This window comes from Hoeflea sp. YIM 152468, from assembly GCF_029210485.1.
Lineage (GTDB): Bacteria > Pseudomonadota > Alphaproteobacteria > Rhizobiales > Rhizobiaceae > Hoeflea.
Window position 1 is genome coordinate 121,417 of sequence record NZ_JARGET010000019.1, and the last position, 21,869, is coordinate 143,285.

At 62.6% G+C, this 21,869-nt stretch carries 20 protein-coding genes and 1 tRNA gene; 8 read left to right on the plus strand and 13 right to left on the minus strand.

The window, feature by feature from the left end:
- Window positions 1-19 precede the first annotated feature (19 nt).
- From mog to PZ897_RS10125, 3 genes are all read right to left on the minus strand, one after another.
- Window positions 20-547 carry a molybdopterin adenylyltransferase gene (mog, locus tag PZ897_RS10115; protein WP_275752149.1) on the minus strand — a complete coding sequence of 176 codons (528 nt, stop codon included), beginning with the start codon at window positions 545-547 and terminating at the stop codon, window positions 20-22.
- A gap of 73 nt (window positions 548-620) precedes the next feature.
- Window positions 621-2,219, minus strand: a complete 1,599-nt coding sequence (locus PZ897_RS10120) for a GMC family oxidoreductase N-terminal domain-containing protein (RefSeq protein WP_275752150.1) — start codon at window positions 2,217-2,219, stop codon at window positions 621-623.
- A 151-nt stretch (window positions 2,220-2,370) separates the two neighbouring features.
- A complete protein-coding gene (locus PZ897_RS10125; protein ID WP_275752151.1) occupies window positions 2,371-3,096 on the minus strand; it encodes a Crp/Fnr family transcriptional regulator in 726 nt (241 codons plus the stop codon).
- Window positions 3,097-3,293: 197 nt separating this feature from the next.
- Between PZ897_RS10125 and PZ897_RS10130 the strand changes: the two genes are divergently transcribed.
- Genes PZ897_RS10130 through PZ897_RS10140 form a run of 3 tightly spaced genes read left to right on the plus strand, consistent with a single transcriptional unit; the run spans window position 3,294 to window position 7,607 of the window.
- Window positions 3,294-4,019 (plus strand): ABC transporter ATP-binding protein, encoded by a 726-nt coding sequence (locus PZ897_RS10130; protein ID WP_275752152.1) that lies wholly within the window; start codon window positions 3,294-3,296, stop codon window positions 4,017-4,019.
- 11 nt (window positions 4,020-4,030) lie between these two features.
- Window positions 4,031-6,391: an FtsX-like permease family protein gene (locus tag PZ897_RS10135; RefSeq protein WP_275752237.1), complete on the plus strand. Its 2,361-nt coding sequence runs from the start codon at window positions 4,031-4,033 to the stop codon at window positions 6,389-6,391.
- 4 nt (window positions 6,392-6,395) lie between these two features.
- On the plus strand, window positions 6,396-7,607 hold the full coding sequence (locus PZ897_RS10140) for an HlyD family efflux transporter periplasmic adaptor subunit (protein ID WP_275752153.1): 1,212 nt from the start codon (window positions 6,396-6,398) through the stop codon (window positions 7,605-7,607).
- Between the two features lie 317 nt (window positions 7,608-7,924).
- Here the strand turns inward: PZ897_RS10140 and PZ897_RS10145 are convergent, their stop codons facing one another.
- The 5 genes from PZ897_RS10145 to PZ897_RS10165 all read right to left on the minus strand — a co-directional run bounded on the left by PZ897_RS10145 (window position 7,925) and on the right by PZ897_RS10165 (window position 10,658).
- Entirely contained in the window at window positions 7,925-8,440 is a 516-nt protein-coding gene (locus PZ897_RS10145; protein WP_275752154.1) for a copper chaperone PCu(A)C, read from the minus strand.
- Window positions 8,441-8,609: 169 nt separating this feature from the next.
- Entirely contained in the window at window positions 8,610-9,017 is a 408-nt protein-coding gene (locus tag PZ897_RS10150) for a hypothetical protein (protein WP_275752155.1), read from the minus strand.
- Window positions 9,018-9,194: 177 nt separating this feature from the next.
- The gene (locus tag PZ897_RS10155) at window positions 9,195-9,554 is read right to left on the minus strand and encodes a cupin domain-containing protein (RefSeq protein ID WP_275752156.1); all 360 of its coding nucleotides are present in this window, start codon (window positions 9,552-9,554) and stop codon (window positions 9,195-9,197) included.
- Window positions 9,555-9,787: 233 nt separating this feature from the next.
- A tRNA-Gln gene (locus PZ897_RS10160) sits at window positions 9,788-9,861 on the minus strand.
- Window positions 9,862-10,076: 215 nt separating this feature from the next.
- The gene (locus PZ897_RS10165) at window positions 10,077-10,658 is read right to left on the minus strand and encodes a biotin transporter BioY (protein WP_275752157.1); all 582 of its coding nucleotides are present in this window, start codon (window positions 10,656-10,658) and stop codon (window positions 10,077-10,079) included.
- Between the two features lie 178 nt (window positions 10,659-10,836).
- Here PZ897_RS10165 and PZ897_RS10170 point away from each other — a divergent pair, with 178 nt between their 5' ends.
- The gene (locus PZ897_RS10170) at window positions 10,837-11,751 is read left to right on the plus strand and encodes an MBL fold metallo-hydrolase (RefSeq protein ID WP_275752158.1); all 915 of its coding nucleotides are present in this window, start codon (window positions 10,837-10,839) and stop codon (window positions 11,749-11,751) included.
- A 36-nt stretch (window positions 11,752-11,787) separates the two neighbouring features.
- Here the strand turns inward: PZ897_RS10170 and PZ897_RS10175 are convergent, their stop codons facing one another.
- A complete protein-coding gene (locus tag PZ897_RS10175) occupies window positions 11,788-12,774 on the minus strand; it encodes a DUF1499 domain-containing protein (RefSeq protein WP_275752159.1) in 987 nt (328 codons plus the stop codon).
- A 114-nt stretch (window positions 12,775-12,888) separates the two neighbouring features.
- Between PZ897_RS10175 and PZ897_RS10180 the strand changes: the two genes are divergently transcribed.
- The 3 genes from PZ897_RS10180 to PZ897_RS10190 all read left to right on the plus strand — a co-directional run bounded on the left by PZ897_RS10180 (window position 12,889) and on the right by PZ897_RS10190 (window position 15,193).
- Entirely contained in the window at window positions 12,889-13,335 is a 447-nt protein-coding gene (locus PZ897_RS10180) for a hypothetical protein (protein WP_275752160.1), read from the plus strand.
- Window positions 13,336-13,535: 200 nt separating this feature from the next.
- The gene (locus PZ897_RS10185; protein ID WP_275752161.1) at window positions 13,536-14,777 is read left to right on the plus strand and encodes an aconitase X catalytic domain-containing protein; all 1,242 of its coding nucleotides are present in this window, start codon (window positions 13,536-13,538) and stop codon (window positions 14,775-14,777) included.
- Window positions 14,774-15,193 (plus strand): DUF126 domain-containing protein, encoded by a 420-nt coding sequence (locus tag PZ897_RS10190; protein ID WP_275752162.1) that lies wholly within the window; start codon window positions 14,774-14,776, stop codon window positions 15,191-15,193. Before PZ897_RS10185 ends, PZ897_RS10190 begins: the two co-directional genes overlap by 4 nt.
- On the opposite strand, the gene PZ897_RS10195 is transcribed toward PZ897_RS10190, so the two are convergent.
- Window positions 15,177-16,265, minus strand: a complete 1,089-nt coding sequence (locus PZ897_RS10195; RefSeq protein ID WP_275752163.1) for a YeeE/YedE family protein — start codon at window positions 16,263-16,265, stop codon at window positions 15,177-15,179. The genes PZ897_RS10190 and PZ897_RS10195 overlap by 17 nt on opposite strands.
- Window positions 16,266-16,423: 158 nt before the next feature.
- Complete coding sequence (ppdK, locus tag PZ897_RS10200) at window positions 16,424-19,096, minus strand: pyruvate, phosphate dikinase (protein ID WP_275752238.1); 2,673 nt, start codon at window positions 19,094-19,096, stop codon at window positions 16,424-16,426.
- A gap of 456 nt (window positions 19,097-19,552) precedes the next feature.
- Here ppdK and PZ897_RS10205 point away from each other — a divergent pair, with 456 nt between their 5' ends.
- Complete coding sequence (locus tag PZ897_RS10205; RefSeq protein WP_275752164.1) at window positions 19,553-20,695, plus strand: DegT/DnrJ/EryC1/StrS aminotransferase family protein; 1,143 nt, start codon at window positions 19,553-19,555, stop codon at window positions 20,693-20,695.
- A gap of 33 nt (window positions 20,696-20,728) precedes the next feature.
- On the opposite strand, the gene PZ897_RS10210 is transcribed toward PZ897_RS10205, so the two are convergent.
- Window positions 20,729-21,409 (minus strand): RES family NAD+ phosphorylase, encoded by a 681-nt coding sequence (locus PZ897_RS10210; protein WP_343217453.1) that lies wholly within the window; start codon window positions 21,407-21,409, stop codon window positions 20,729-20,731.
- On the minus strand, window positions 21,406-21,831 hold the full coding sequence (locus PZ897_RS10215; protein WP_275752165.1) for an antitoxin Xre-like helix-turn-helix domain-containing protein: 426 nt from the start codon (window positions 21,829-21,831) through the stop codon (window positions 21,406-21,408). Before PZ897_RS10215 ends, PZ897_RS10210 begins: the two co-directional genes overlap by 4 nt.
- Between the last annotated feature and the right edge of the window lie 38 nt (window positions 21,832-21,869).

Below are 21,869 nucleotides of genomic sequence, written 5' to 3' on the forward strand. Positions count from 1 at the left end.
TTGAGCCCGCTTCCGCCCGTTATTTTGACGGGCGGAATGCTTTCAGGATCTCGTCATGGGTTTCGATCCGGCCGGCGCCGATGAGATCGAGACAGAACGGAATCGCCGGGAACACAGCCGTCAGACAGGTGTCGATGGACCCCGGCTTTCCCGGCAGATTGACGATCAGGGTCTTGCCGCGGGTGCCGGCTGTCTGGCGCGACAGGATTGCCGTGGGCACGACTTCAAGGCTGACCTTGCGCATCAGTTCGCCAAAACCGGGCAATTCCTTCTCCATCACCGCCTTCATCGCTTCAGGCGTCAGATCGCGCGGCGACGGGCCGGTGCCGCCGGTGGTCAGCACCATGTCGACGCCGTCTTCGTCACACAGCCGGATCAGCGTGTCGCGGACACTTTCCAGACCGTCGGGGATGACGTGAATGGCAATCTCGCACGGGCTCGACATCACCCTCTCAAGCCACGCCTTGACCGCAGGTCCCCCGATATCCTCATACTCACCGCGGCTGGCGCGATCAGACACTGTGAGAACGGCAATGCGGACAGTCATGGGATGCTCCGGGTTATGCGGGGAAGGTGCAGGTTTCTAACAAGCGGCGGTGCGGGCGGCAAGCACCCGCCGGTCACCGCGCCAATATCATGTCTGCTGCCTTTTCGGCGATCATCACCGTGGGAGCATTGGTGTTGCCGCCGATCAGGGTCGGCATCACCGAGGCGTCAACCACGCGCAAGTTCTCAACCCCATGAACCTTGAGCTGCGGATCGGTGACGGCCATGCGATCGCGGCCCATCCTGCAGGTGCCGACCGGATGGTAGATCGTGTCGGCGCGGGCACGGATATGATCCATCAGCTCGGCATCATCCATGCCCTCGCGGGTGTAGACTTCCCTGCTCCGGTATCTGCGCATCGATGGCGCGTTCATGATCTTGCGGGTCAGTCTTGCCCCCTTGAGCATCAGCTCGGCGTCGCGCGGATCGGCCAGGTATTTCGGGTCGATCCTGGGCGGCCGCATCGGATCGGGACCGTCAAGCCCGACCTCGCCGCGCGAGTGCGGCCGGAGCACGCAGACATGGCAGGAATAGCCATAGCCCATATGCAGTTTGCGGGAATGATCATCGACCAGCGCGGCAACGAAATGCAGTTGCAGATCAGGGCGGTCAAGTCCGGGATCGGACTTGAGGAAAGCCCCCGCCTCCGCCCCCGGCGAGGCGAAAACCCCGGTCCCGTCACGCCGCCACCGCAGACCATCGCGCACCAGCTTGCAGGCACCGATCACGCCAAGACCCAGCACATCGGTATCCCGGGTCTTGGCAGCATAGATGTAATCGAGATGATCCTGCAGATTCTGACCCACGCCGGCCAGATCCTTGCGGACCTCGACGCCCCGGGAGCGCAGGTGCTCGCCCGGCCCTATGCCCGAAAGCATCAGCAGTTGCGGCGAATTGAACGCGCCGCCGCACAGAATGACCTCGGCGCGGGCTGCCACCTGATGCTCAGCCTTGCCCTTGCGGTAAGCGACGCCGATGGCGCGCAGGCCATCGAGCACCACTCCGGTGGCATGGGCGCCGGTCATCACCTTGAGATTCGGCCGATTCATGACCGGATGCAGATAGGCGGCGGCGACCGAACATCGCTCCCCCTGTTTGCCGTCACGCCAGAACTGGGTGACCTGGTAGAGACCTGCCCCTTCCTGATCGGCGCCGTTGAAATCATCGTTTCGACGGATCTGGACTTCGGCTGCGGCCTCGATAAAGGCGCGGCTGATCGGCCTCGGGCTTTGCTGCTCGGCCACCTGCAGCAGTCCGCCATCGCCGTGAAAGGCATCAGCTCCGCGGACATTGCATTCCGACCGGAGAAAAAGCGGCCGCACATCCTCCCAGCCCCAGCCGTCGCAACCGGCCTCGGCCCAGTCATCGTAATCGGAAGGGTGACCCCGGGTGTAAAGCATGGCGTTTATGGCGCTCGAGCCGCCCAGCGCCCGGCCGCGCGGCTGATAACCCCGCCGACCGCCAAGACCAGGCTGCGGAACCGTCTCGTAAGCCCAGTTGTTGATCCGTCCGGGCATCATCGCAATGATGCCGAGCGGCGCGCGGACGAGCAGGCCCCTGCCCTCGCCCCCGGCTTCAAGCAGGCACACGCTCACCGCCGGGTTCTCGCTCAATCGCGCCGCAAGCACCGATCCGGCCGATCCGCCGCCAACAATGACATAATCGAATTCCACGCAAGCCCCCTCCCAAAAGCCTCCCAGACAGGAAGCCTGAAGCTACACGCGTTCACAGCTCACTTTTGACCCGACATGCAGGACGTCCAACAGCAATTGACGCAAAGGTAAAGCGCGTAAGGGCCAAAGATTATCGACCCGGCGTTTCGTGTCAATAGCCGGCGCGGTCGGACAACCGGGTCAGGTCGGGCACACTGACATGACGGTTGTTGACGATATGGATGACGTTGTCCTTGCGCAATTTGGTCAATTGCCGGCTGACGGTTTCCATGGTCAATCCGAGGAAATCGGCGATATCGACGCGGCTCATCGGCAGATCAAACGCCACCGACTCCGCTTCATTGTCGGGAAACGCATGGGTGGAAATGAGCAGAAGAAAACTCGCGACTTTTTCGGCGGCGGTCTTGCGCCCCAGCGTCAGCATCCAGTCGCGCGCTTCATCAAGCTCGGTCAGCGTCTGCTCCAGCAGCTTGTGCTCGAGCTCCGGCATTTCACCGATCATGCGTTCGATCACATTCCTGGGGAAGGAGCAGACCTTCACATCCGTCGCGGCCTCGGCGCTGACGCCGTTTTCAGCCCGGAACGGGCGGCCGAGAAAATCGGGGGCAAACTGCAAACCAACGATCTGCTGACGGCCATCGGCCATCATTTTCGACAGCTTCACCACCCCGGATATGATGTTGGAGTAGCTTTTGGCCTGCAGACTTTCACCAACCAGCTCGGTGCCGGGCTCCACCGACCGCCGGGTGGAGTGCTTGCTCAATCGCAGCAACTGATCGCTGGTCAACGCACCGCAAACCCCGCGATGACGGCTTTCGCAGGCCTGGCACAGCAGCGGCGTGTCCGAATTGTGAACGTCTTTGCGCGGAATATCCATGTGACTCCTTAGGTCAAGCTTACACTAATCGCGCCTGCACAGCTTCCAAAGAAAAAAGTTGTCGCATCCGATGACCCCTCTCTGCGTTTTGTAACACAACACATGGATATATATGGTGGCACGCATATGCTTTATACACAACCGCGCACCTTGACCGGAATCAAGGACGGCGCAGACAGCAAGGCTACTGTCATCCCATGAAACAAGACACCGACACGCCAGGGCCGATGTTCGAAGTTTCCGGTCTGACCAAGATCTACCGCACCGGCGAGGTTGAGGTGCGGGCGCTCAATGGCGTCGACCTGAAACTGGAGGCCGGGGAGATGGCGGTGCTGCTGGGCCCGTCAGGCAGCGGCAAGTCGACATTGCTCAACATAATCGGTGGCCTGGACAGGCCAACAGCCGGATCAGTCAAATTCAGGGGCCAGGAGCTGGCCGACGCCAACGACCGCGAACTCACCGCCTACCGCCGCAACCATGTCGGCTTCGTGTTCCAGTTCTACAACCTGATTCCGAGCCTGACGGCATGGGAAAATGTGGCGTTGATCACGGAAGTATCAGCCAATCCGATGACCCCGGATGATGCGCTGGCGCTGGTCGGGCTGGAAAGCCGCATGCATCATTTTCCGGCGCAACTGTCAGGTGGCGAGCAGCAGCGCGTGGCCATTGCCCGCGCGATCGCCAAGCGACCGGAAGTCCTGCTCTGCGACGAACCCACCGGCGCGCTTGATTCGGCCACCGGCATCATCGTGCTCGAAGCCCTTGCCCGGGCGAATGAGGAGACCGGCGCCACCACCGCGATCATCACCCACAATGCCGGGATCAGGAAGATCGCCCACCGGGTGTTCTCGTTCCTGGATGGCCGGATTGCCGCGTGCGACATCAACCCGGTCCGGGTAAAGCCGTCGGAGGTGAGCTGGTGAATGCCTTGAGCATGCTTGACCGCAAACTGGTCCGGGATCTTGTGCGGCTGTGGGCGCAATCGCTGGCGGTGGCGCTGGTGATGGCCTGCGGCGTGATGACCCTGATCCTGGCGTTGGGCGCAACGCGGGCGCTGGAGGACACCCGGGCGGCGTTTTATGACCGGACCCGATTTGGCCACGTGTTTGCAACAGCGATCCGTGCGCCGGAAAGCCTCGGGACAAAAATCGCCGCAATTGATGGTGTTGCAGCGGTGGCGACACGCATCGTCCATCCGGTGATCATCGACATTGACGGCATGGCGGAGCCCGCCACCGGCCAGTTGATTTCAATCCCCGACCACGGCGAGGCTGCCGTCAACCGGCTCTATCTGCGCTCCGGACGCCTGCCGGAGCCGGGCAGACCCGATGAAGTGACGGTCATCGAAGCCTTTGCCGAAGCGCACGGATTTCGGTCCGGCGACAGCTTTGCCGCCCTGATCAACGGCCGCAAGCGGCAGCTCAGGATTACAGGCGTCACACTGTCTCCCGAGCATGTCTATGCCATCGGGCCGGGAGACATCGTGCCAGACCAGAAACGTTACGGTGTTGTCCATATGCGCCGCACAACGCTTGACGGCGCTTATGACATGCAGAGCGCCTTCAACAGCGTTTCCCTGACCCTGTCACGCCACGCCAACAAGAAGCAGGTGATGGCACGCCTCGATGCGATCCTGAAGCCCTATGGCGGCGTCGCCGCCCATGACCGGAGCGATCACCCCTCGGACGCCTTTCTGGATGCCGAACTGGTGCAGCTCAAAGCCATGGCGCAGGTGATTCCGCCGATCTTCCTGTTCATTTCGGCGTTTCTGGTCAACATGATCCTGTCGCGGTTGATTGCGCTCGAGCGCGAACAGATCGGGCTGTTGAAAGCCGTCGGCTATTCCAATTCGGGCATCGCCTGGCACTACGCCAAACTGACGCTGGTCATTTCTGTTGCCGGCGTGATCATCGGCGCAGTTGCCGGCACCCGTCTCGGCCATGGCATGGCGTCGCTTTACAGCGAGTTCTTCTCATTTCCCTTCCTGGTGTTTTCGCAGCGACCCGACTTGTATGTCATCGCCACGCTGGTCACTTTCGCCGCGGCGCTTGCAGGCGCCGCCAATGCCATCCGGGGCGCAGTGCGGCTGCCGCCGGCGGTGGCGATGCGCCCGCCGGCTCCGACGCGGTATCGCAGCCTGTTCGGCGGCGCGGATAGCGGGTTTCGGCCGCTGTTCTCGCACCTCACCGTCATGGCGCTCCGGCATCTGGTGCGCTGGCCTGTCCGGACAGCCTTGACCACACTGGGGACGGCCCTGCCGGTGGCATTGCTGATCACCTCGCTGTTTGCGTTTGATTCCATCGACAGCATGATCGACACAGTCTGGTTTCGCGCCGACCGGCAGGACGCGACGCTGACCTTCGCTGCGAGCCAGTCGGAAGATGCGATCCGGTCGGTGGCGCATTTGCCCGGTGTGATCGCCGCCGAACCGTTCCGAGCCGAAGCCGCCACACTCAGGCACGGTCACCTGTCGCGCCAGGTCCAGATCATCGGCACCGATCCCCACACAGATATCAGCCGGGTGCTCGACCGGGACTTCAGGCCTGTCCGCTTGCCTCCGAACGGCCTGCTGCTGTCGGAACGGCTGGCAAGCCATTTGGATCTCAGGCCGGGGGACGCGGTCGAGGTGGAGCTCAGGAACGGTCAGGAGCGCCGTGTGCTGGTTCCCCTGGTCGGCGTCACCAACAGTTACATCGGGCTGAACGCCAACATGAGCCGGGGGGCGCTCGACCGCCTGTCGGGGCAGGCTGCGCGCATTTCCGGTGCACGGGTGATCATTGACGACAACCGGACTGAAGACCTTTATGATGCGGTCAAGCAAACGCCCGCGATCGCCTCGGTGGCGCTTCAAGGGGTTTCCAGAGAAAAGTTCCGCGCAATGATCGAGGAGAATATCGGCATCAGCGTGACTGTCTATGTGTCGCTGGCCATTATCATCACCGTCGGGGTGATCTACAATTCAGCCCGCATCCAGCTCTCTGAACGCGCCCGCGAACTGGCAAGCCTTCGGGTTTTCGGCTTCACCAACGGGGAAGTCTCCAGGGTGCTGCTCACCGAACTCGGCGTCATGGTGGTGCTGGCACAACCATTGGGCTGGCTCATCGGCCGTGGCTTTTCCGAGCTCGTCGCCACCGGGTTTGAAAGCGACCTGTTCCGAATCCCGCTGGTCATCACCCCACCAACCTATGCCCTGTCGAGCCTCGTGGTGCTGGGCGCCGCACTGGTGTCGGCGCTGATCGTGCGCCGGCGCATCGACCGGCTTGATCTCATTCGCGTCTTGAAAACAAGGGACTGACACCATGGCCTCTGTGCTCGCCCGAAGCCTCGCTGGACTTGTGGTCGCCGCAGTGATTGGCGGTGCGATCTATGTCACCTTCCGCCAAAACCCAACCCTCGTCGACCTCGCCCCCGCAATCACCGCGCCGATGCAGGTGAGCGTACAAGAGGACGGGATCACCCGCATCCGCAACGTCTATGCGATCTCTTCGCCGATTGCGGGGCATCTGGACCGGATCGAGCACGCGGTCGGCGATGCAATCGGCGCCGGCGAACGCATAAGCTCGATCCATCCGCTCGATCCTCCATTCATCGACACCCGCACGCGAACAGAATTGATGGCGGCGATCGACGCCGCGCGGTCAGGCATTGCGGTCGCCGAAGTCGAACTGACACGCGCCGAGACCTCGCGGGATCTTGCCCGCGCCAGCCTTGAACGCGCGAGCAAACTGGCGGAAACCAACATCGTGTCAGAAAGCACGCTGGAGCGGCTGGTGGGCGAGGTCGACCTTGCCGAGGCGCAGGTGAAATCGGCGCGGGCGATGATCGCGCTGCGGCGCGCCGAGCTTGCCAGTGCGCAGGCGCGAATGGCGCAGCCCGGACAAACACCGATCGCCGCCGCCAATGGCGAATGCTGTGTCGACATCACCTCGCCTATCGACGGAATCATTCTCTCGCTCAACGCCAAAAGCGAACAGCCTGCAACCATCGGGCAACTGATCGCCGAAGTGGGCGATCCCACCGATCTCGAGATTATCGTGGACGTGCTGTCCGCGGATGCGGTCAAGGTGCGGCCAGGGAGCAAGGTGCTGATCAGCGACTGGGGCGGGTCTGAGACATTGCAGGCAAAGGTGGAGCGTATCGAACCCTCAGGCTTTACCAAGATCTCGGCACTGGGAATTACCGAACAGCGGGTCAATGTCATTGTCGCGCTCACGGATCCGCCGCCTGCCGATCTGGGCCACGGCTTCCGCGTGATCGCCGATCTGATCATCTGGTCCTCCGACGCCAGCCTGCAAATCCCGGTCAGTGCGCTTTATCGCGATGAGGGGAACTGGGCCGTGTTCAGACTGGAAGATGGACAGGCACGTGTCACAGCGGTGGAAATCGGCCACATGACCGACCGGCGCGCCGAGATCCTGTCGGGTCTGAGCGACAAAGACAGGGTGATCCTCTATCCCGGCGACACGCTGACCGAGGGAAGCCCGATCATAGACCGGGCTGCTGCAAACTGATCCACATCGCCATCTCCGGTTTCCAGCCTGGCGGCACAGACATGCCAGCCTGCCATCTGGGACGGCATGGTGGGGCAGATGTCAGGACAAAGGCTGAAGCCAAACAACAGCAGTGTCGGCTGCCCTCCAAGCACAACAAGAAAGCCGATGCACAGCAGGAAAAGGGTGGCAAACGCCACCCTTACCCCGATCTTCCCCCCTAAAAAGCGTCGCATCAAACCGGTTCCGGGCGACGCACTTTAGGCACTTTGTTTAGGCATGCCGTTGACGCAAAACCGCTGCACACTTTTGCGCGCCATGCATCAGAGGCGGCAGGCTCAGCCGCCATGGCTCGTGGTGCCATGATCCATGGTGCCATGATCCATGGTGTCATGGCCTTGCATTTTCTGCAGGGTTTCCACGTAGAACTCGACCTCGAGCGAGCCGGCTTTTTCGAAAACCAGCGTGACCGGATATTTGTCGCCTTCGGCCAGTTGCTGTTCGAGGTCGATGAACATGATGTGGTAACCGCCGGGTTTGAGTTCGACGTCACCGCCGGCGGGGATCTCCAGACCTTCGGCAAGCTGCCGCATCTTCATGACCTCGCCTTCCATGCTCATCTCATGAATCTCCACGCGCCCGGCAAAGGCGGCCTCGCCGCTGACCAACCGGTCGGCTTCGGCGCCGCTGTTGTGGATCGTCATATAGCCGCCGGAAACCGGAGCATCGGGCAGCGTGGCACGGGCAACAGGATGGTCAATCACAAGGTCGCCGAGTTTGTAATCATGGGCCAGGGCGGAGGTCATGGAGAGACCAAGCAGGGCAGCGGAGAGGGTGATTGCAAAACGGTTCATGGGTTTTACCTTTGCTGGCGCACCAGTCCGGCACGCGACTAAATCGGGAAATCAGCCCTGAAAACGCAGGGCGCGATGTTGGGAATTGGGCAAGCCGCCTATCGACGGCGGCCGGACATGAAGCAGGAAGCCGCGACGCAACACGGCATTCCGCCCGCAAGGCGAGCGTTCAGACCCGAAAAACGGGCGGGCCGCGTGGCGAGGCTCCGGGCCGCAATACCTGACGCGGAGCCAGCTCACTCTGACCTGGCGCCAGCAGAACCTGGGCAGAAATCCGATTGGCCAGATAGCCCCCGAGCAGGACCGGCAGATCAAAAGCCGACACGATGCGGCAGGCATCGCAGTCGCTGCCCAACGCCTGCTCGCCGCTGCCCTCGCCTCTCAGGCACAGATCGGCCAAAGTGCCGTCGGGCAGTATGAAGTCGGAGATATCAACGTCCGCATAGGCAAATTGCAGCGCAACAGCCGAAGCATTGGCCGACAGAGGGATGTGCGCAAAGGCCACAAACAGCAGCGAAAGGGCGCAGACCAGCCGCACCAACCCCGTTCTGCTGAAAATGTGCCCGATGCCGATCATTGCCCTGGCCCGAATTGCGAATTGGAAAAGGAGTATACTGCAGCCATCAAGCTCGCAAGCGCCGCATGGGATGCTGCGACAAGATGTGCGCTCCATCCATTGCGCCCGTCAGTTCCAGGCAGCCCTCCGAAATGCGCTTGCACCCACAAGGCCAGTTGGCGCTGCAAAACAACGCGATCAGGCCCGTTGGGTGATCACATAGGTCTTGCGCAGCTTCTGGTGGATGGTCCATTCACCTTGCCAGCCCAGCGGCAGGACAAGCAGGTCACCCGGACCGATCTGCCGTTCGTCGCCACCCTGAGAGCTGACCACCGTGGCCGTGCCACTGAGGATATGGCAAATTTCGGAGGATTGGGTCCGGTCAGCGGAAAAGCGCCCCGGTGTGCATTCCCACACACCGACCTTGGACGCGCCATCCTCAGAGGCCCAGAGTTGTTTGGCGGCCTCGACCTGTCCGTCGGTGAAACTTGTCGGCTTGGGCGCGAAATCGCCAAGGTCCAGACTGGAAAGGTCGCCGAAGCTGTCAAAATTGATCATTGTACACCCTGGGAAATTGATCTGGCTGCTGTGCAGACCAGAAGCCGAACACGCCGTGGATGGCAGAGTTGACGTGATGCATGGAGGCCGACACAGGACTTCCTCTCCTATATCAAGCCATTGTTAAGACAAAGAAATCAATGCCGCCGACTGCAGGCGTAAGACACTCGCGCGAGACAGTCAAGCCAGAGGGTTTTCGAAAAACATCTGGCCGTTGTGGACCGGGAGAAGAGTGGCTGGGGTACCTGGATTCGAACCAGGGATGGCGATACCAAAAACCGCTGCCTTACCGCTTGGCTATACCCCAACAAAGACCGGGCCGACAGGATATGTCACCCGAAGCAACCGGTAAACTCCGGACGCCACGCGGGGGATAGCAAATGACGCAGAGGATCACAAGCGCCGAACTTGCTCCTGGCAAGGATTATCCACGGCAACGAAAAACCCGCGCAGCCTGCAGGCCACGCGGGTTCGAATTCGAGACGCTGTTGCGCTCATGCGATCGTCAGGTGGAACCTGAGCCTAGCGGCGGAACAGGGTGGCGATCTGCCAGCCGGCTGGAACCACTGCGGCTGCAAGGGCAGCCTTGATCACATCGGTTGCAATGAACGGGCCGACGCCCCAGGCAAGAGCTTTTTCGGGGCCGAAAGCCAGTGCGATCCAGGCGGCGCCGAGAAGCAGGATAATGGCGGTGCCCACCAGATTGACCGCAAACAGCTTGAACGCGTTGCGGTCAAGACCGCGGTCGGCAGCCCAGCCGGTCAGGCCGGCGGCAACGACAAAGCCTGCAAGATAGCCGGTGGTCGGACCGGCAAAATAGGCAAGACCGCCACCATTGGTGAACACCGGAAGCCCGGCAGCCCCTTCAATCAGGTAGGCTGCGAGCGTGGCCAGCGCGAGTTTGCGGCCGAATGCAGCCGCGATCACAAAGATCGCCAGCGTCTGAAGCGTTGCCGGAACCGGCCAGAAAGGAACCGTGACCTTGCCGGCGAGCGCGATCAACAGGCTGCCAACGATGGCCAGTGCGCCAAAGGTCGCGTACCGGGCTGCGGCCCCTTCGGGCGCAAGGGATTGAAAGAGGGAACGGGCGGGGGCAATGGCCATGGATCATTCTCCAGATGTTTCGCAACAGCAGGCTAAACCTGCCAGTCATTGCTAGCGGTATATTGACTTACCAGCCCGACAGCAAGACAGTCCGGCCCAATTCCATGACCGTCCACATGTGGCGGATGTCCCAGAGCCGCCTTCCAGGCACGGTTCAGGGCAGACAGCGGAGATCGGCGTGAGCGAACCCAGATTTGACAAGTCCTTTGCCCCCGAGCACGGACGCGCGGTGCCTGTCGCCGAACAGATATTGCGGGTGACGGCCCCCAATTCCGGTCCGATGACCTTCCACGGAACCAACAGCTACATTGTCGGGAAGGACAGCTTGGCGGTGATAGACCCCGGCCCGGAGGACGAAAGCCATTGGCGCACGCTTGAGGCGGCGATCGCCGGCCGTCCGGTGAGTCACATATTCGTCACCCACACGCACCGGGATCACTCGCCGCTGGCGGCCCGGCTCAAGGCCGCCACAGGTGCGGTGGTGGTTGCCGAAGGGCCGCACCGCGCCGCGCGGCCGCTTTACACCGGCGAGATCAATCCACTGCGGGAAAGCTCCGACATGGATTTCGTGCCGGACATCTCGGCCAGGCATGGCGAGGTGATCTCCGGCGACGGGTGGGCGATCGAGACACTGCACACCCCGGGACACGCCGCCAATCACGCGGCCTTCGCCCTGACCGGTGCGGAGACGGGACTTGTGTTTTCCGGCGATCATGTGATGGCCTGGGCAACCTCGATCATCGCTCCCCCGGACGGCTCCATGGGCGACTTCATGGCCTCGCTCGACATGCTGGCCGAACGCGACGACCGGTCCTACCTGCCCGGCCATGGCGGCGCGGTCACCCAGCCCCGGCAATTCGTCCGCGCCCTCAAGACCCACCGGCGGATGCGCGAACGCACCGTGTTCGGCCGTGTGGAAAAGGGCGACCGGTTGATCGGCGACATGGTGAAGGCGATCTACCGCGACACCGATCCGCGCTTGCACGGCGCAGCGGCGCTCTCGGTGCTGGCGCATCTGGAGGATCTGGTAAGCCGCGGCGAAGTGGTCACGGACGGTCCGCCAGCGATCCATGGCGAGTACCGCCCGGCCTGAAACCGGCTCGAACGGTGCGGCGATCAAGCGACGATTTCAGCCGCCCGCAATCCCGAGCAGGCGGATGTCGAGATCCCGCAGAAAATCCGTGATCAGCGCGGCATTGAGCCCGAGATCGTGATCGCCATCGCGCGTGGCGGCGCGCATGTCGACAAAGGTGGTCTCCTCCTCCTCGGAAAGACGGATAAGGATGTCCTGCGGCACGCCGAGGACCAGGGTTCGGGTCCGGTATTGAAGCACGGCGAAAGTCGGCAGCGGCTCCAATGGCTGGTTCTCTATGTCCGGGCGCGGGGCGGGCAACGGGACCCGTTCCGGGTCCGCCTCACCGCTGGAGAATTCGGGTGGCTTTGCCGTTTCCGGGCTTGCCGGCGAGGGCTCGAGCCCGTTTACCAGCACATCGAGCCCGACATTGGCGACCGGCGTCCACTTGTTTGCCTCAACCACCGCGCGCACAGCGAGCAGCACCCGGTCGATGGCGCCTTCGTAGCGCCGGCCGGTGATGTGCGGATAGGCTGCGGCCTGCAGCTCCCTTGCCGCCGGCGCCGTCCCGTCACTCCGGCCTAGCCAGGAGGTTTCGATCGGGGGCGGTTCGAGCCAGTCGGGGGCGTCGATGACATCGGTGGAGACGTCGTGGATTCTGGGGAGCTGCACATAGCGACCGGCCGCAAGCCCAACCGGGATCAACACCATCAGCGCCATGACCATGCCGCTGAAGGAAGCATGACCTCCCTTGGCGCCAATTTGCCACAGCATGAAGAAGCCGATCACCGCCAGACCAAGCACATAGGCGGCCACAACCGCCGCCAGCAAAACCGCCGCGACGGCATGTGGCAAGTCGAGCATGCCTACCCGGTGCAGGATCAAGGCCATAAGCGCCAAAAGCAGCGCAAAACGGCCGACCCGGCGTGCCCAGGTTGCAGCGATGGAATGGGGTCGTTGCGGTCGGAACGGCATGGCGCGGCCAGCTCTCGATGACAGGTGGAGCGCGGAGATGCGCGACGGGGTGCTTGTGGCTGATTTCATTAACCGTTCAGGGCAGTGGCGGCAAGCGCCACACTTCAGCCATTCTTGACGGCAAAGTTTTATGCGGGGGGCAGATCAACCCGGACAGGTGCCACGTTCCGAAGGAGATCCGCCATGACAACCGAGACTTCAGCGCTGCCGATGCACGGCCCCTTGCAGCCTGCATCCACCCCGATACCCGAGGCCGGCCTTGCCCACCCTTCGTCCCAGACCGCGTCAGCGCCGCTGATGCAGGAGCCGGCTCCCCTGGCCCTTGATCTGGTCGAACTCGACCTTGCCCTTGATCTCAACGATATCGCCGAACTCGGATTTTGCGCGGCGGTGCGTGCCGCAGCCACAAGGGTGGATGGCGAGTTTCTGTTTGATCTGCCGGCGTCAGGTCTTGCCGAGGGCGCACAGCGCATCGCCGTTGTCTGCCTGTCACGGGACGACGGCGGCCGCTTCGGGCTGGTGCTGCTCAGCGCCAATGGCGATCAGGCGATTACCGCGGAAGCTGACGAAACCACCGCGGGGCTGGTGCAGTTTGCCAAGGCCTTCGTGGCGGTGCTCGAAAAATTCTGATTGCGTCACCTGCCCTTTTGCCACCGCACCATTGCAGATACAGCCTGCTTCGCGCAATCAATTGGATGCGCGAAGCGGGCTGTATCTGTTTGAATTATTGCATGTACGTTATCGTCCAAATGAATACATTTGAACGCGACATGCAGTAGTCTCCGCGCTCCAGCGAGAAGCATGGGCCGGAAGCATGGGGGGATGACAGGGTGGACTTGACTGCGACCGATCATGATATCCTGGAAGGCAGGCAGGGCCGCGCCGCAGCGGATGCGTTTACCCTTGTGCTAAAATTCGCCGAAGCTGTTGGTGCCCAGCGATTGTTGCCCTGTGCCAGCGCCCATGTGGACGGCTGCCTGTATCACGGTGAGGCAAGCCTTGATTTCGTCGAGCGCTACGTGGCGCTCGAGGGCCGCGTCAAGGTTCCCACGACACTGAATGTCGGCTCGGTCGATCTCATACATCCAGAGCTTTTCATCGGTGACGCGGCACTGGGCGCGGCAGGCAAGCGGCTGATGCAAGCCCATCTCGAACTCGGCTGCACCCCAAGCTTCACCTGCGCGCCTTACCAGACTTTGCTCAGACCCGGTTTCGGTGATCAGCTGGCCTGGGCCGAATCCAATGCCATCGTCTTTGCCAATTCCGTCATCGGCGCGCGCACCAACCGCTATGGCGATTTCATCGATCTGGCTTGCGCCTTGACCGGGCGGGTTCCCGATTATGGCCTGCACCGGAGCGAGAACCGGCGCGCCGGAGCCATTGTCGCGGTTACCGGATGCAAGGACGCCAGCCCGGATCAGGCCGGCGGAATTGCGGTTGCGGCAGGCCTTGCCGTCGGCCGCGAATGCGGCGACACCATTGCCGCGATCACCGGACTGCCCGGCTGCACCAGTGAGGACGATCTCAAGGCGCTGGGGGCTGCGGCCGCCTCTTCCGGCAGCGTCGCCATGTTTCACGCCGTCGGACTGACACCGGAGGCGCCTGATCTTGCTGCGGCAACCGGCGGCAGGCAGGCTCCCGTGGTGGCGCGGCTGGGACCGGAGGAGATCGCCGGCATTCTGGCGTCACTGAGCACGGTCGCCGACGGCACGCCGCTGACCGCGGTGGCGCTCGGCACGCCGCATTTCTCGCTGACCGAATTTGACCGGTTGCTGCCGATGCTCGATCTGGCGCCATTTTCAGTGCCGATCTATGTCAATACCGGCCGCCATGAATGGGACCGGCTGAGCGCAGACGGGCGTGCCGGGCGGCTTGAGGCGGCCGGCATCACGGTGGTGGTTGATACCTGCACCTATGTGACTTCGATCATCCGCGATCTGAGCGGCGCCGTGATGACCAATTCAGGCAAGTGGGCCTATTACGCGCCAGGCAATCTCGGTGTCGATGTCGCCTTCGGCACCCTTGCCGATACGCTTGTCTCGGCCAGGGCCGGACGGGTGGTGCGGGCATGAGCGCGCAGTGTCTGGTGGAAGGCGCCGCAAGAGGGCCAAGTTTGAAACTGGATGATCCGCTGAGCTTTTGGGGCGGGTTTGACAGCTCAAGCGGCAAGGTGATCGACCGGTTTCATCCGCAACACGGCGCCTGCCTCAGTGGCGCGATCCTGTTCATGGAGCGGGGACGCGGATCATCATCGGGGGCGTCGGTTCTGGCCGAAGCGATCCGGCTCGGCACCGCGCCTGCAGCGATCATCCTGCTTGTCGAAGATGCCATCATCACCACAGGCGCACTGGTGGCGCAGATGCTTTACCAAATCGATTGTCCGGTGGTCGCCATCCGCAATCAGACCGAGTGGCAGAGGCTGGCCGCCCTGCCCCGGCTTGAGGTCACAGCCGGGGCAGGATCAGCGATGCTTACTCCGCAGCCATGACTGCGGCGGTGTCTGCCTGCCGGCTTGCCGTCGAACGCAGCACAAGCTGGGTCAATGCCGCGCCGGTGATCATCGACGCCAGGCCAAGCAGCGAGGACACCGCCAGCACCGATCCGCCGGTGAGACCGGCGCCGATGGTGCAGCCGACAGCAAGAATGCCGCCAAAGCCCATCAGCACCGAGCCTGCGGCGTAGCGCCAGATCGAAGGCGTGCCGGGTTCGGAAAATGTCGAGATGCGAAACTCGCCCGAAATCAGAGCGGCTGCAAATGCGCCAATGACCGCGCCGAGCAGAACGCCCTGGTCGAGCCCGGCAAATCCGCTCTGAAGCGCCAGCTCACTGGTGGTGGCGAGCGGACGGATGAAGGACAGGCTTTCGGCCTGGATCGGCTCGAAAACCTGGGTCGAAAGCTGCCAGGTGAAGTACCAGCCCGCCGCCACCGTAAGGCCGATCATGGTTCCGCCCACCAATCGCGCGAACGACAGCCGCGCCTTTGCCGCCACACCCAGCGCGATGACAGCCAGAACCGCGCCAAGGGCAATTCCGGCCCAGCGATCCAGACCGGCATGCGCGAGCAGATCATTGCCGCCAATGGCAGCCGTGTTCCAGACCCCGCCAATGCTGTCGCGCAGCGGCACCAGCACGCCGCTGTAGGTGGCAAGTGCGGTGATCGCCACGATGGCAATCGAGAGCATACCGCGAAGATTGCCCGAGGCGCCGAGCACCAGCAGCCGCGAGACGCAGCCGCGCGTCAGCACCATGCCAATGCCGAAGACGAGGCCGCCAAAGAGCGCGCCCGTCAGGCTTTGGGCTGTCGAGAAGAAACGTGTCTCGGACACATCCAGCATGTCGGCGCCAAGCAATAGCTGCACCGCCAGGATGGCGGCTGCAAAGCCCGCAGCCCAGGTCGCGAGCGGCTTGAGATCGCTCTCGCCCATGGCGGAGAGGACCGCCGAGCGGGTGCAATAGCGGCTGCGCTGGGCGAACACGCCAAAGGCAAGCCCGAGAACGAGTCCGCCAACAAGTGCCGTTTGCGGCTCGCCGATAAGGTCGATCAGAGGGACGAGATCCATTGCATCAGTCTCCGTAAATTGTATCAGCAAACTACAATCCATCGGGACCGATGAGAGGGTCTGAAGTTACAGCCCGGAGGGGGAGATTGGTTTTTTCTTCTCGCAAACCGTGAAACTGTGGAAGCTTAATCCGCAAACCGGATTTGCTGATGGCCGGGTCAGGAGTTGCGTGACTTCTCAATCGCCGCCTGGGCAGCCGCCAGCCGGGCTATCGGCACACGAAACGGCGAGCAGCTGACGTAATCCAGGCCGACCGAATCGCAGAACTTCACCGAAGCCGGGTCACCGCCGTGTTCACCACAGATGCCAAGCTTGATGTCGGGACGGGTCGCCCTGCCTTTCTCGGCGGCGATACGGATCAGTTCTCCGACACCGTCGATGTCAAGCGTGACGAAGGGATCCTGCTCGATGATGCCCTTCTGCTGATAGGTCATCAGGAACGACGAGGCATCATCGCGCGATATGCCGAAGGTGGTCTGGGTCAGGTCATTGGTGCCGAAGGAGAAGAACTCGGCCGCTTCGGCGATTGCATGGGCGCGGATGGCCGCACGCGGCAATTCGATCATGGTGCCAACGAGATAGGTGATATCGACGCCGGCTTCACCGATGACCTCGCGGGCCACGGAATCGATCCGTGCCTTGACGAATTCAAGCTCTTCGCGAAGCCCGACCAGCGGCACCATGATTTCCGGCACAACAGGTGCGCCGGTGGACTTGGCAGCTTCGACCGCGGCTTCAAAAATGGCGCGCGCCTGCATTTCGGCAATTTCCGGATAGGAAATCGCCAACCGGCACCCGCGATGGCCGAGCATCGGATTGAACTCGTGGAGTTCATCGACGCGCTGGCTCAGCTTGTCGACCGTCACGCAGATGATCGCTGCCACCTCGGCGATTTCTTCCGGCGTCTTGGGCAGGAACTCGTGCAAAGGCGGGTCGAGCAGCCGAATGGTGACCGGCAGGCCCTTCATGATCTCGAACAATTCGACAAAGTCGGACCGTTGCATCGGCAGCAGCCTGGCCAGTGCCGCGCGCCGCCCGTCTTCAGCTTCGGCCAGAATCATTTCACGCATGGCGCTGATCCGGTCGCCGTCGAAAAACATGTGCTCGGTGCGGCACAACCCGATGCCTTCGGCACCGAACGAGCGTGCAGCGCGAGCGTCGGCAGGCGTTTCGGCATTGGTGCGAACCTTCATCCGCCGGGTTGCGTCGGCCCATTCCATGATCTGGCCGAAATCACCCGACAGCTCGGGCTGCAGCATCGCCACAGATCCCTTGAGCACCTGGCCGGAGGAGCCGTCAAGGGTGATGACGTCGCCCGCCTTGAGGGTCGTGCCGAGCGAGACAAGCGTCCGGTTGCGCAGGTCGATGCGGATGCCGCCCGCACCCGACACGCACGGCGTTCCCATGCCGCGCGCGACCACGGCCGCATGGCTGGTCATGCCGCCGCGCGAGGTGAGAATACCCTCAGCCGCATGCATGCCGTGAATGTCTTCCGGACTTGTCTCGACCCGCACCAGGATCACCTTGCGGCCGGTTTTCGCGGCCTCGACGGCTTCCTCCGAGGTGAAGACAATCTCGCCGGTTGCAGCGCCTGGCGAAGCCGGCAGCCCCGCGCCGATGACATCGCGGCGGGCATGCGGATCAATGGTCGGGTGCAAGAGCTGGTCGAGCGATGCGGGATCAATCCGCATCACCGCATCTTCCTTTGTAATCAGTCCCTCGCCAACCATATCGACGGCAATCTTCAGCGCTGCCTTGGCGGTCCGCTTGCCGGATCTGGTCTGCAACATCCACAGCTTGCCGGCCTCGATTGTGAACTCAAGATCCTGCATGTCGTGGTAATGCTGTTCGAGCCGGTTGCAGATGGCAACGAACTCGGCAAATGCCGCCGGCATGAGCTTTTCGAGCGAGGGCCGGTCCGAGCCTGATTCAATGCGGGCGGCCTCGGTGATCGATTGCGGCGTGCGGATGCCAGCCACGACGTCCTCGCCCTGGGCGTTGACCAGAAATTCGCCGTAGAGTTGGTTGGCGCCAATGGACGGGTTGCGGGTAAAAGCCACTCCCGTTGCCGATTGATCGCCGAGATTGCCGAATACCATCGCCTGGACATTGACCGCAGTGCCCCAGGAGGCCGGAATGTCGTGCAACTGGCGATAGGTGATGGCGCGGGCATTCATCCAGCTTGCGAACACGGCGCTGATTGCGCCCCAGAGCTGCTGATGCGGATCCTGCGGGAATGGGACACCGAGTTCTTGCTCGATAATCGCCATGTAGCGCGCAATGATCTCGCGCCACTCGGCAGCCGACACATCTGTGTCAAGCTCGTGGCCGAGCCGGGCTTTCTCGTCTTCAAGGATATCTTCGAAGACTTCATGATCGAGGCCCATCACCACATCGCCATACATCTGGATGAAGCGGCGGTAGCTGTCAAAAGCGAAACGCTCGTCGCCGGAATCGCGGGCGATGGCCAGAACGGTCTCGTCGTTCAGACCGAGATTGAGGACTGTATCCATCATGCCGGGCATCGAGGCGCGGGCGCCGGATCGGACCGAGAGCAACAGCGGCTTTTGCCGATCGCCAAAGGCGCGTCCGGCGATCGTGCCGACTTTGACCAGAGCGTCGGTCACCGCTGCCTCAAGCCCGTCCGGCATCTTGCGGCCATTGCTGTAATACCAGACGCAGGCGTCGGTGATGATTGTCAGTCCGGGCGGAACCGGCAGACCCAGATTGCACATTTCCGCGAGGTTTGCGCCTTTGCCACCCAGCAGATTGCGGTCCGCAGCCGAGCCTTCCGCCTGCCCGTCCCCGAAAGTGTAGACCCACTTCGTCATCACTCAACCTTCCGTTCTGTCCGCTCCGGAATGCGTCCGCAGCCTGTCACCCGCCCTGCCCGGAGCGCGTGCGAATCCTGCGGAGACCATGTCTCCCGACACCCTTGTACAGGCTGCTTACCGCAGTGACGGGGAATTACAATGCGCAATTCGATCAAGGCGGCGACTAAATCGATGCGATGGAACACCCGGTTGGCAGAGCGCATGCCAGATCAATGAACAGGCGGAATTCGGCAGCGGATTCACGCAGCAGCGGGATGTGTGCCGATTGCGGGTTGTCACGCAGCATCACCCGAGGCAACGCAAAGTGATTGGGAGGAGCACGATATCCACGCCGGAGTGACAGCTGACTATGGACCCGGCTGACGCGGCGCATTAACAGGATCGTCAACTCCGGCTGACTCTACGGCTCGCTGCCGGAAACACCCGTCGTATGAGCCCCGAGGCACCAGCATCATGTCGTCTGCAGCACGCGAACCAATCCCCTTTGTCGATCTTGGCACACAGAAACTGCGTATCCGTGCGGAGGTCGACGCCGCGATCGCCCGCGTGCTCGACCATGGTCAATTCATCATGGGCCCCGAAGTGGCCGAACTTGAGGCGCAGCTCGCTGCCCATTGCGGCGCGCAGCATGCCGTTGCCTGTTCATCGGGAACCGATGCTCTGGCCATGGTTCTGATGGCCAAGAATGTGCGGCCGGGACAGGCGATCTTCTGCCCCGCCTTCACCTTCGTGGCAACCGCGGAAGTGGTGGCCTGGCTTGGCGCTCAGGTCTGGTTTGTCGATGTCGACGCGGACACCTTCAATATTGATCCGGCCTCGCTCGAGACGGCCATCGCGGATGCACGGGCTGCCGGCCACGAACCGGTCGGGGTGATTCCGGTGGATCTGTTCGGCATTCCCGCCGATTATGATGCGGTGTCGAAAATTGCCGCGCGCGAAAAAATGTGGGTTCTGGGCGATGCGGCGCAGGCCTATGGCGCGCGTTATCACAACCGCCGGGTCGGCACGCTGGCGCTGGCGACCGCCACCAGCTTCTTTCCGGCCAAGCCGCTCGGCGCCTATGGCGATGGCGGCGCGATCTTCACCGACGACAGCGAGCTTGCCGACACGTTGCGCTCGATCCTGTTTCACGGCAAGGGCGCCAACCAGTATGACAATGTGCGGGTTGGCATGACCGGCCGCATCGACACCATGCAGGCGGCGGTGCTGATCGAGAAACTGAAGATCTTCGACGACGAGATCGAAGCCCGCAACCGCATTGCGGCGCGCTACACGGCGCTGCTCAAGGACCATGTGACCACCCCTGTGGTGCCCGAAGGCGTGCAGTCAGTCTGGGCGCAATACACAGTCAAACTGCCCGCCAGCGTCGACCGCGACGCCATCCAGGCGAAGCTCAGGGATGACGGCGTGCCGAGCGCGGTCTATTACGCCAAACCGCTGCACCGCCAGGAGGCCTACAGCCATTACGGTATTGCCGGCGGCTCACTGCCGGTCACCGACAGGCTGGCAGAGACCGTTCTGAGCCTGCCGATGCATCCCTATCTGGATGAGGACACCCAGGACCGGGTGGTGGCGGCGCTGATCTCGGCTCTATAGAAAAGCCGGAATGGTGTGGATGAGAAACGGAATTCAGGCCGTGGTTACAGTGTAATCCCGGCTGCCGTCCCAAACCATTTTCCAGCGCGCACCCGGCCGCACATTCTGCACCAGATGCGGTTCGAAGGCGACGAGGCAGGTTCCGCCACGGCGACGCACTGAAGGGTAGATGAATCCGCGCGCGCCTTGCCCGCGCATCAGCCGCGCCAGCGCCTGACCTTCCGGATAGGCAACAGGCGTATCCGGGGAAAGCCATGGCGCATCGCTGTGCGCTGAGCTGAGATCATGAAAATCCCCCATAAAGCCCGCAAGCAATGCCTGATAGGTGGCTTCATCTTCGAAGAAGTCGATTCGCTCCAGCTCGCGGGTGCGATGATAGGCGACCTCGGCGATTGCCGTGAGGTCCTCGAAACCGGCATACCAGGCGCCACGCGAGCCATCGTTGAAGCGGTTGCCTTCCGGGCGGGTGTAGGCGAAAGCCGCGTTGACATGGGTCTGGCCCCAGGCGCGAAACAGCAATTCGCGTGGATCAAGACCGGCAAGCCCGGTCTTCTCGGCAATCAGCCGCTGGCTGGTGAGGCTCTCGATGGCAGCGAGGATGGCAAGATCCTGCGCGTCGTCGACAAGTGCGCGCATCACCGGCGGCTTGTAATAGGCGGTCGGAATCAGCCGCACCGTCGCCTCTGCTGAAATGGCCGCCACTGGCAGTTTCACGCGCCGCCTCTGACGGCGTCGATGTAATTGCGGGTTGCCAGAATGGCGGGAAGTCCGCCTTCAACCATCGTTTCAAGCGGCGACCGGCCTGCGAACAACGGCCCGGTGTTGCGCATGGTCACCCAGCGGTCGGCCAACTCATCGTTGAAATAGAGATGCAGCGCCTTGTAGAGCCCGGTCACAGCACTGATCCGCATCAGCTGGTCCCGGCTGAGCCGGCCGGACCAGTCGGCGGCTTTCATGCGGGCGAAGGTGCGTGGGCTGATGTCAAGCAATTGCGCGGCGGATTCGTTGCCCAGGCGCCAGGCGGCGGCGATGCGCGAAAACGTGGTGGCGGACACCCGGGCCATGCGCGCGGGATCAATTGCCGCGAGCGACACCGGGTCGGCCAGGTCCATTTGAGAGGGGTGCGCATCAGTCATCGGAACAATCCTTGCCATATGGCTCAACATGGCGCGCC

What these genes read in the sequence shown, in the direction of transcription:
- mog (WP_275752149.1), bottom strand. Translation starts at nt 547, where the DNA reads ATGACTGTCCGCATTGCCGTTCTCACAGTGTCTGATCGCGCCAGCCGC.
- PZ897_RS10125 (WP_275752151.1), bottom strand. Translation starts at nt 3,096, where the DNA reads ATGGATATTCCGCGCAAAGACGTTCACAATTCGGACACGCCGCTGCTG.
- PZ897_RS10130 (WP_275752152.1), top strand. Translation starts at nt 3,294, where the DNA reads ATGAAACAAGACACCGACACGCCAGGGCCGATGTTCGAAGTTTCCGGT.
- PZ897_RS10135 (WP_275752237.1), top strand. Translation starts at nt 4,031, where the DNA reads ATGCTTGACCGCAAACTGGTCCGGGATCTTGTGCGGCTGTGGGCGCAA.
- PZ897_RS10140 (WP_275752153.1), top strand. Translation starts at nt 6,396, where the DNA reads ATGGCCTCTGTGCTCGCCCGAAGCCTCGCTGGACTTGTGGTCGCCGCA.
- PZ897_RS10145 (WP_275752154.1), bottom strand. Translation starts at nt 8,440, where the DNA reads ATGAACCGTTTTGCAATCACCCTCTCCGCTGCCCTGCTTGGTCTCTCC.
- PZ897_RS10150 (WP_275752155.1), bottom strand. Translation starts at nt 9,017, where the DNA reads ATGATCGGCATCGGGCACATTTTCAGCAGAACGGGGTTGGTGCGGCTG.
- PZ897_RS10155 (WP_275752156.1), bottom strand. Translation starts at nt 9,554, where the DNA reads ATGATCAATTTTGACAGCTTCGGCGACCTTTCCAGTCTGGACCTTGGC.
- PZ897_RS10165 (WP_275752157.1), bottom strand. Translation starts at nt 10,658, where the DNA reads ATGGCCATTGCCCCCGCCCGTTCCCTCTTTCAATCCCTTGCGCCCGAA.
- PZ897_RS10175 (WP_275752159.1), bottom strand. Translation starts at nt 12,774, where the DNA reads ATGAAATCAGCCACAAGCACCCCGTCGCGCATCTCCGCGCTCCACCTG.
- PZ897_RS10180 (WP_275752160.1), top strand. Translation starts at nt 12,889, where the DNA reads ATGACAACCGAGACTTCAGCGCTGCCGATGCACGGCCCCTTGCAGCCT.
- PZ897_RS10190 (WP_275752162.1), top strand. Translation starts at nt 14,774, where the DNA reads ATGAGCGCGCAGTGTCTGGTGGAAGGCGCCGCAAGAGGGCCAAGTTTG.
- PZ897_RS10195 (WP_275752163.1), bottom strand. Translation starts at nt 16,265, where the DNA reads ATGGATCTCGTCCCTCTGATCGACCTTATCGGCGAGCCGCAAACGGCA.
- ppdK (WP_275752238.1), bottom strand. Translation starts at nt 19,096, where the DNA reads ATGACGAAGTGGGTCTACACTTTCGGGGACGGGCAGGCGGAAGGCTCG.
- PZ897_RS10205 (WP_275752164.1), top strand. Translation starts at nt 19,553, where the DNA reads ATGTCGTCTGCAGCACGCGAACCAATCCCCTTTGTCGATCTTGGCACA.
- PZ897_RS10215 (WP_275752165.1), bottom strand. Translation starts at nt 21,831, where the DNA reads ATGACTGATGCGCACCCCTCTCAAATGGACCTGGCCGACCCGGTGTCG.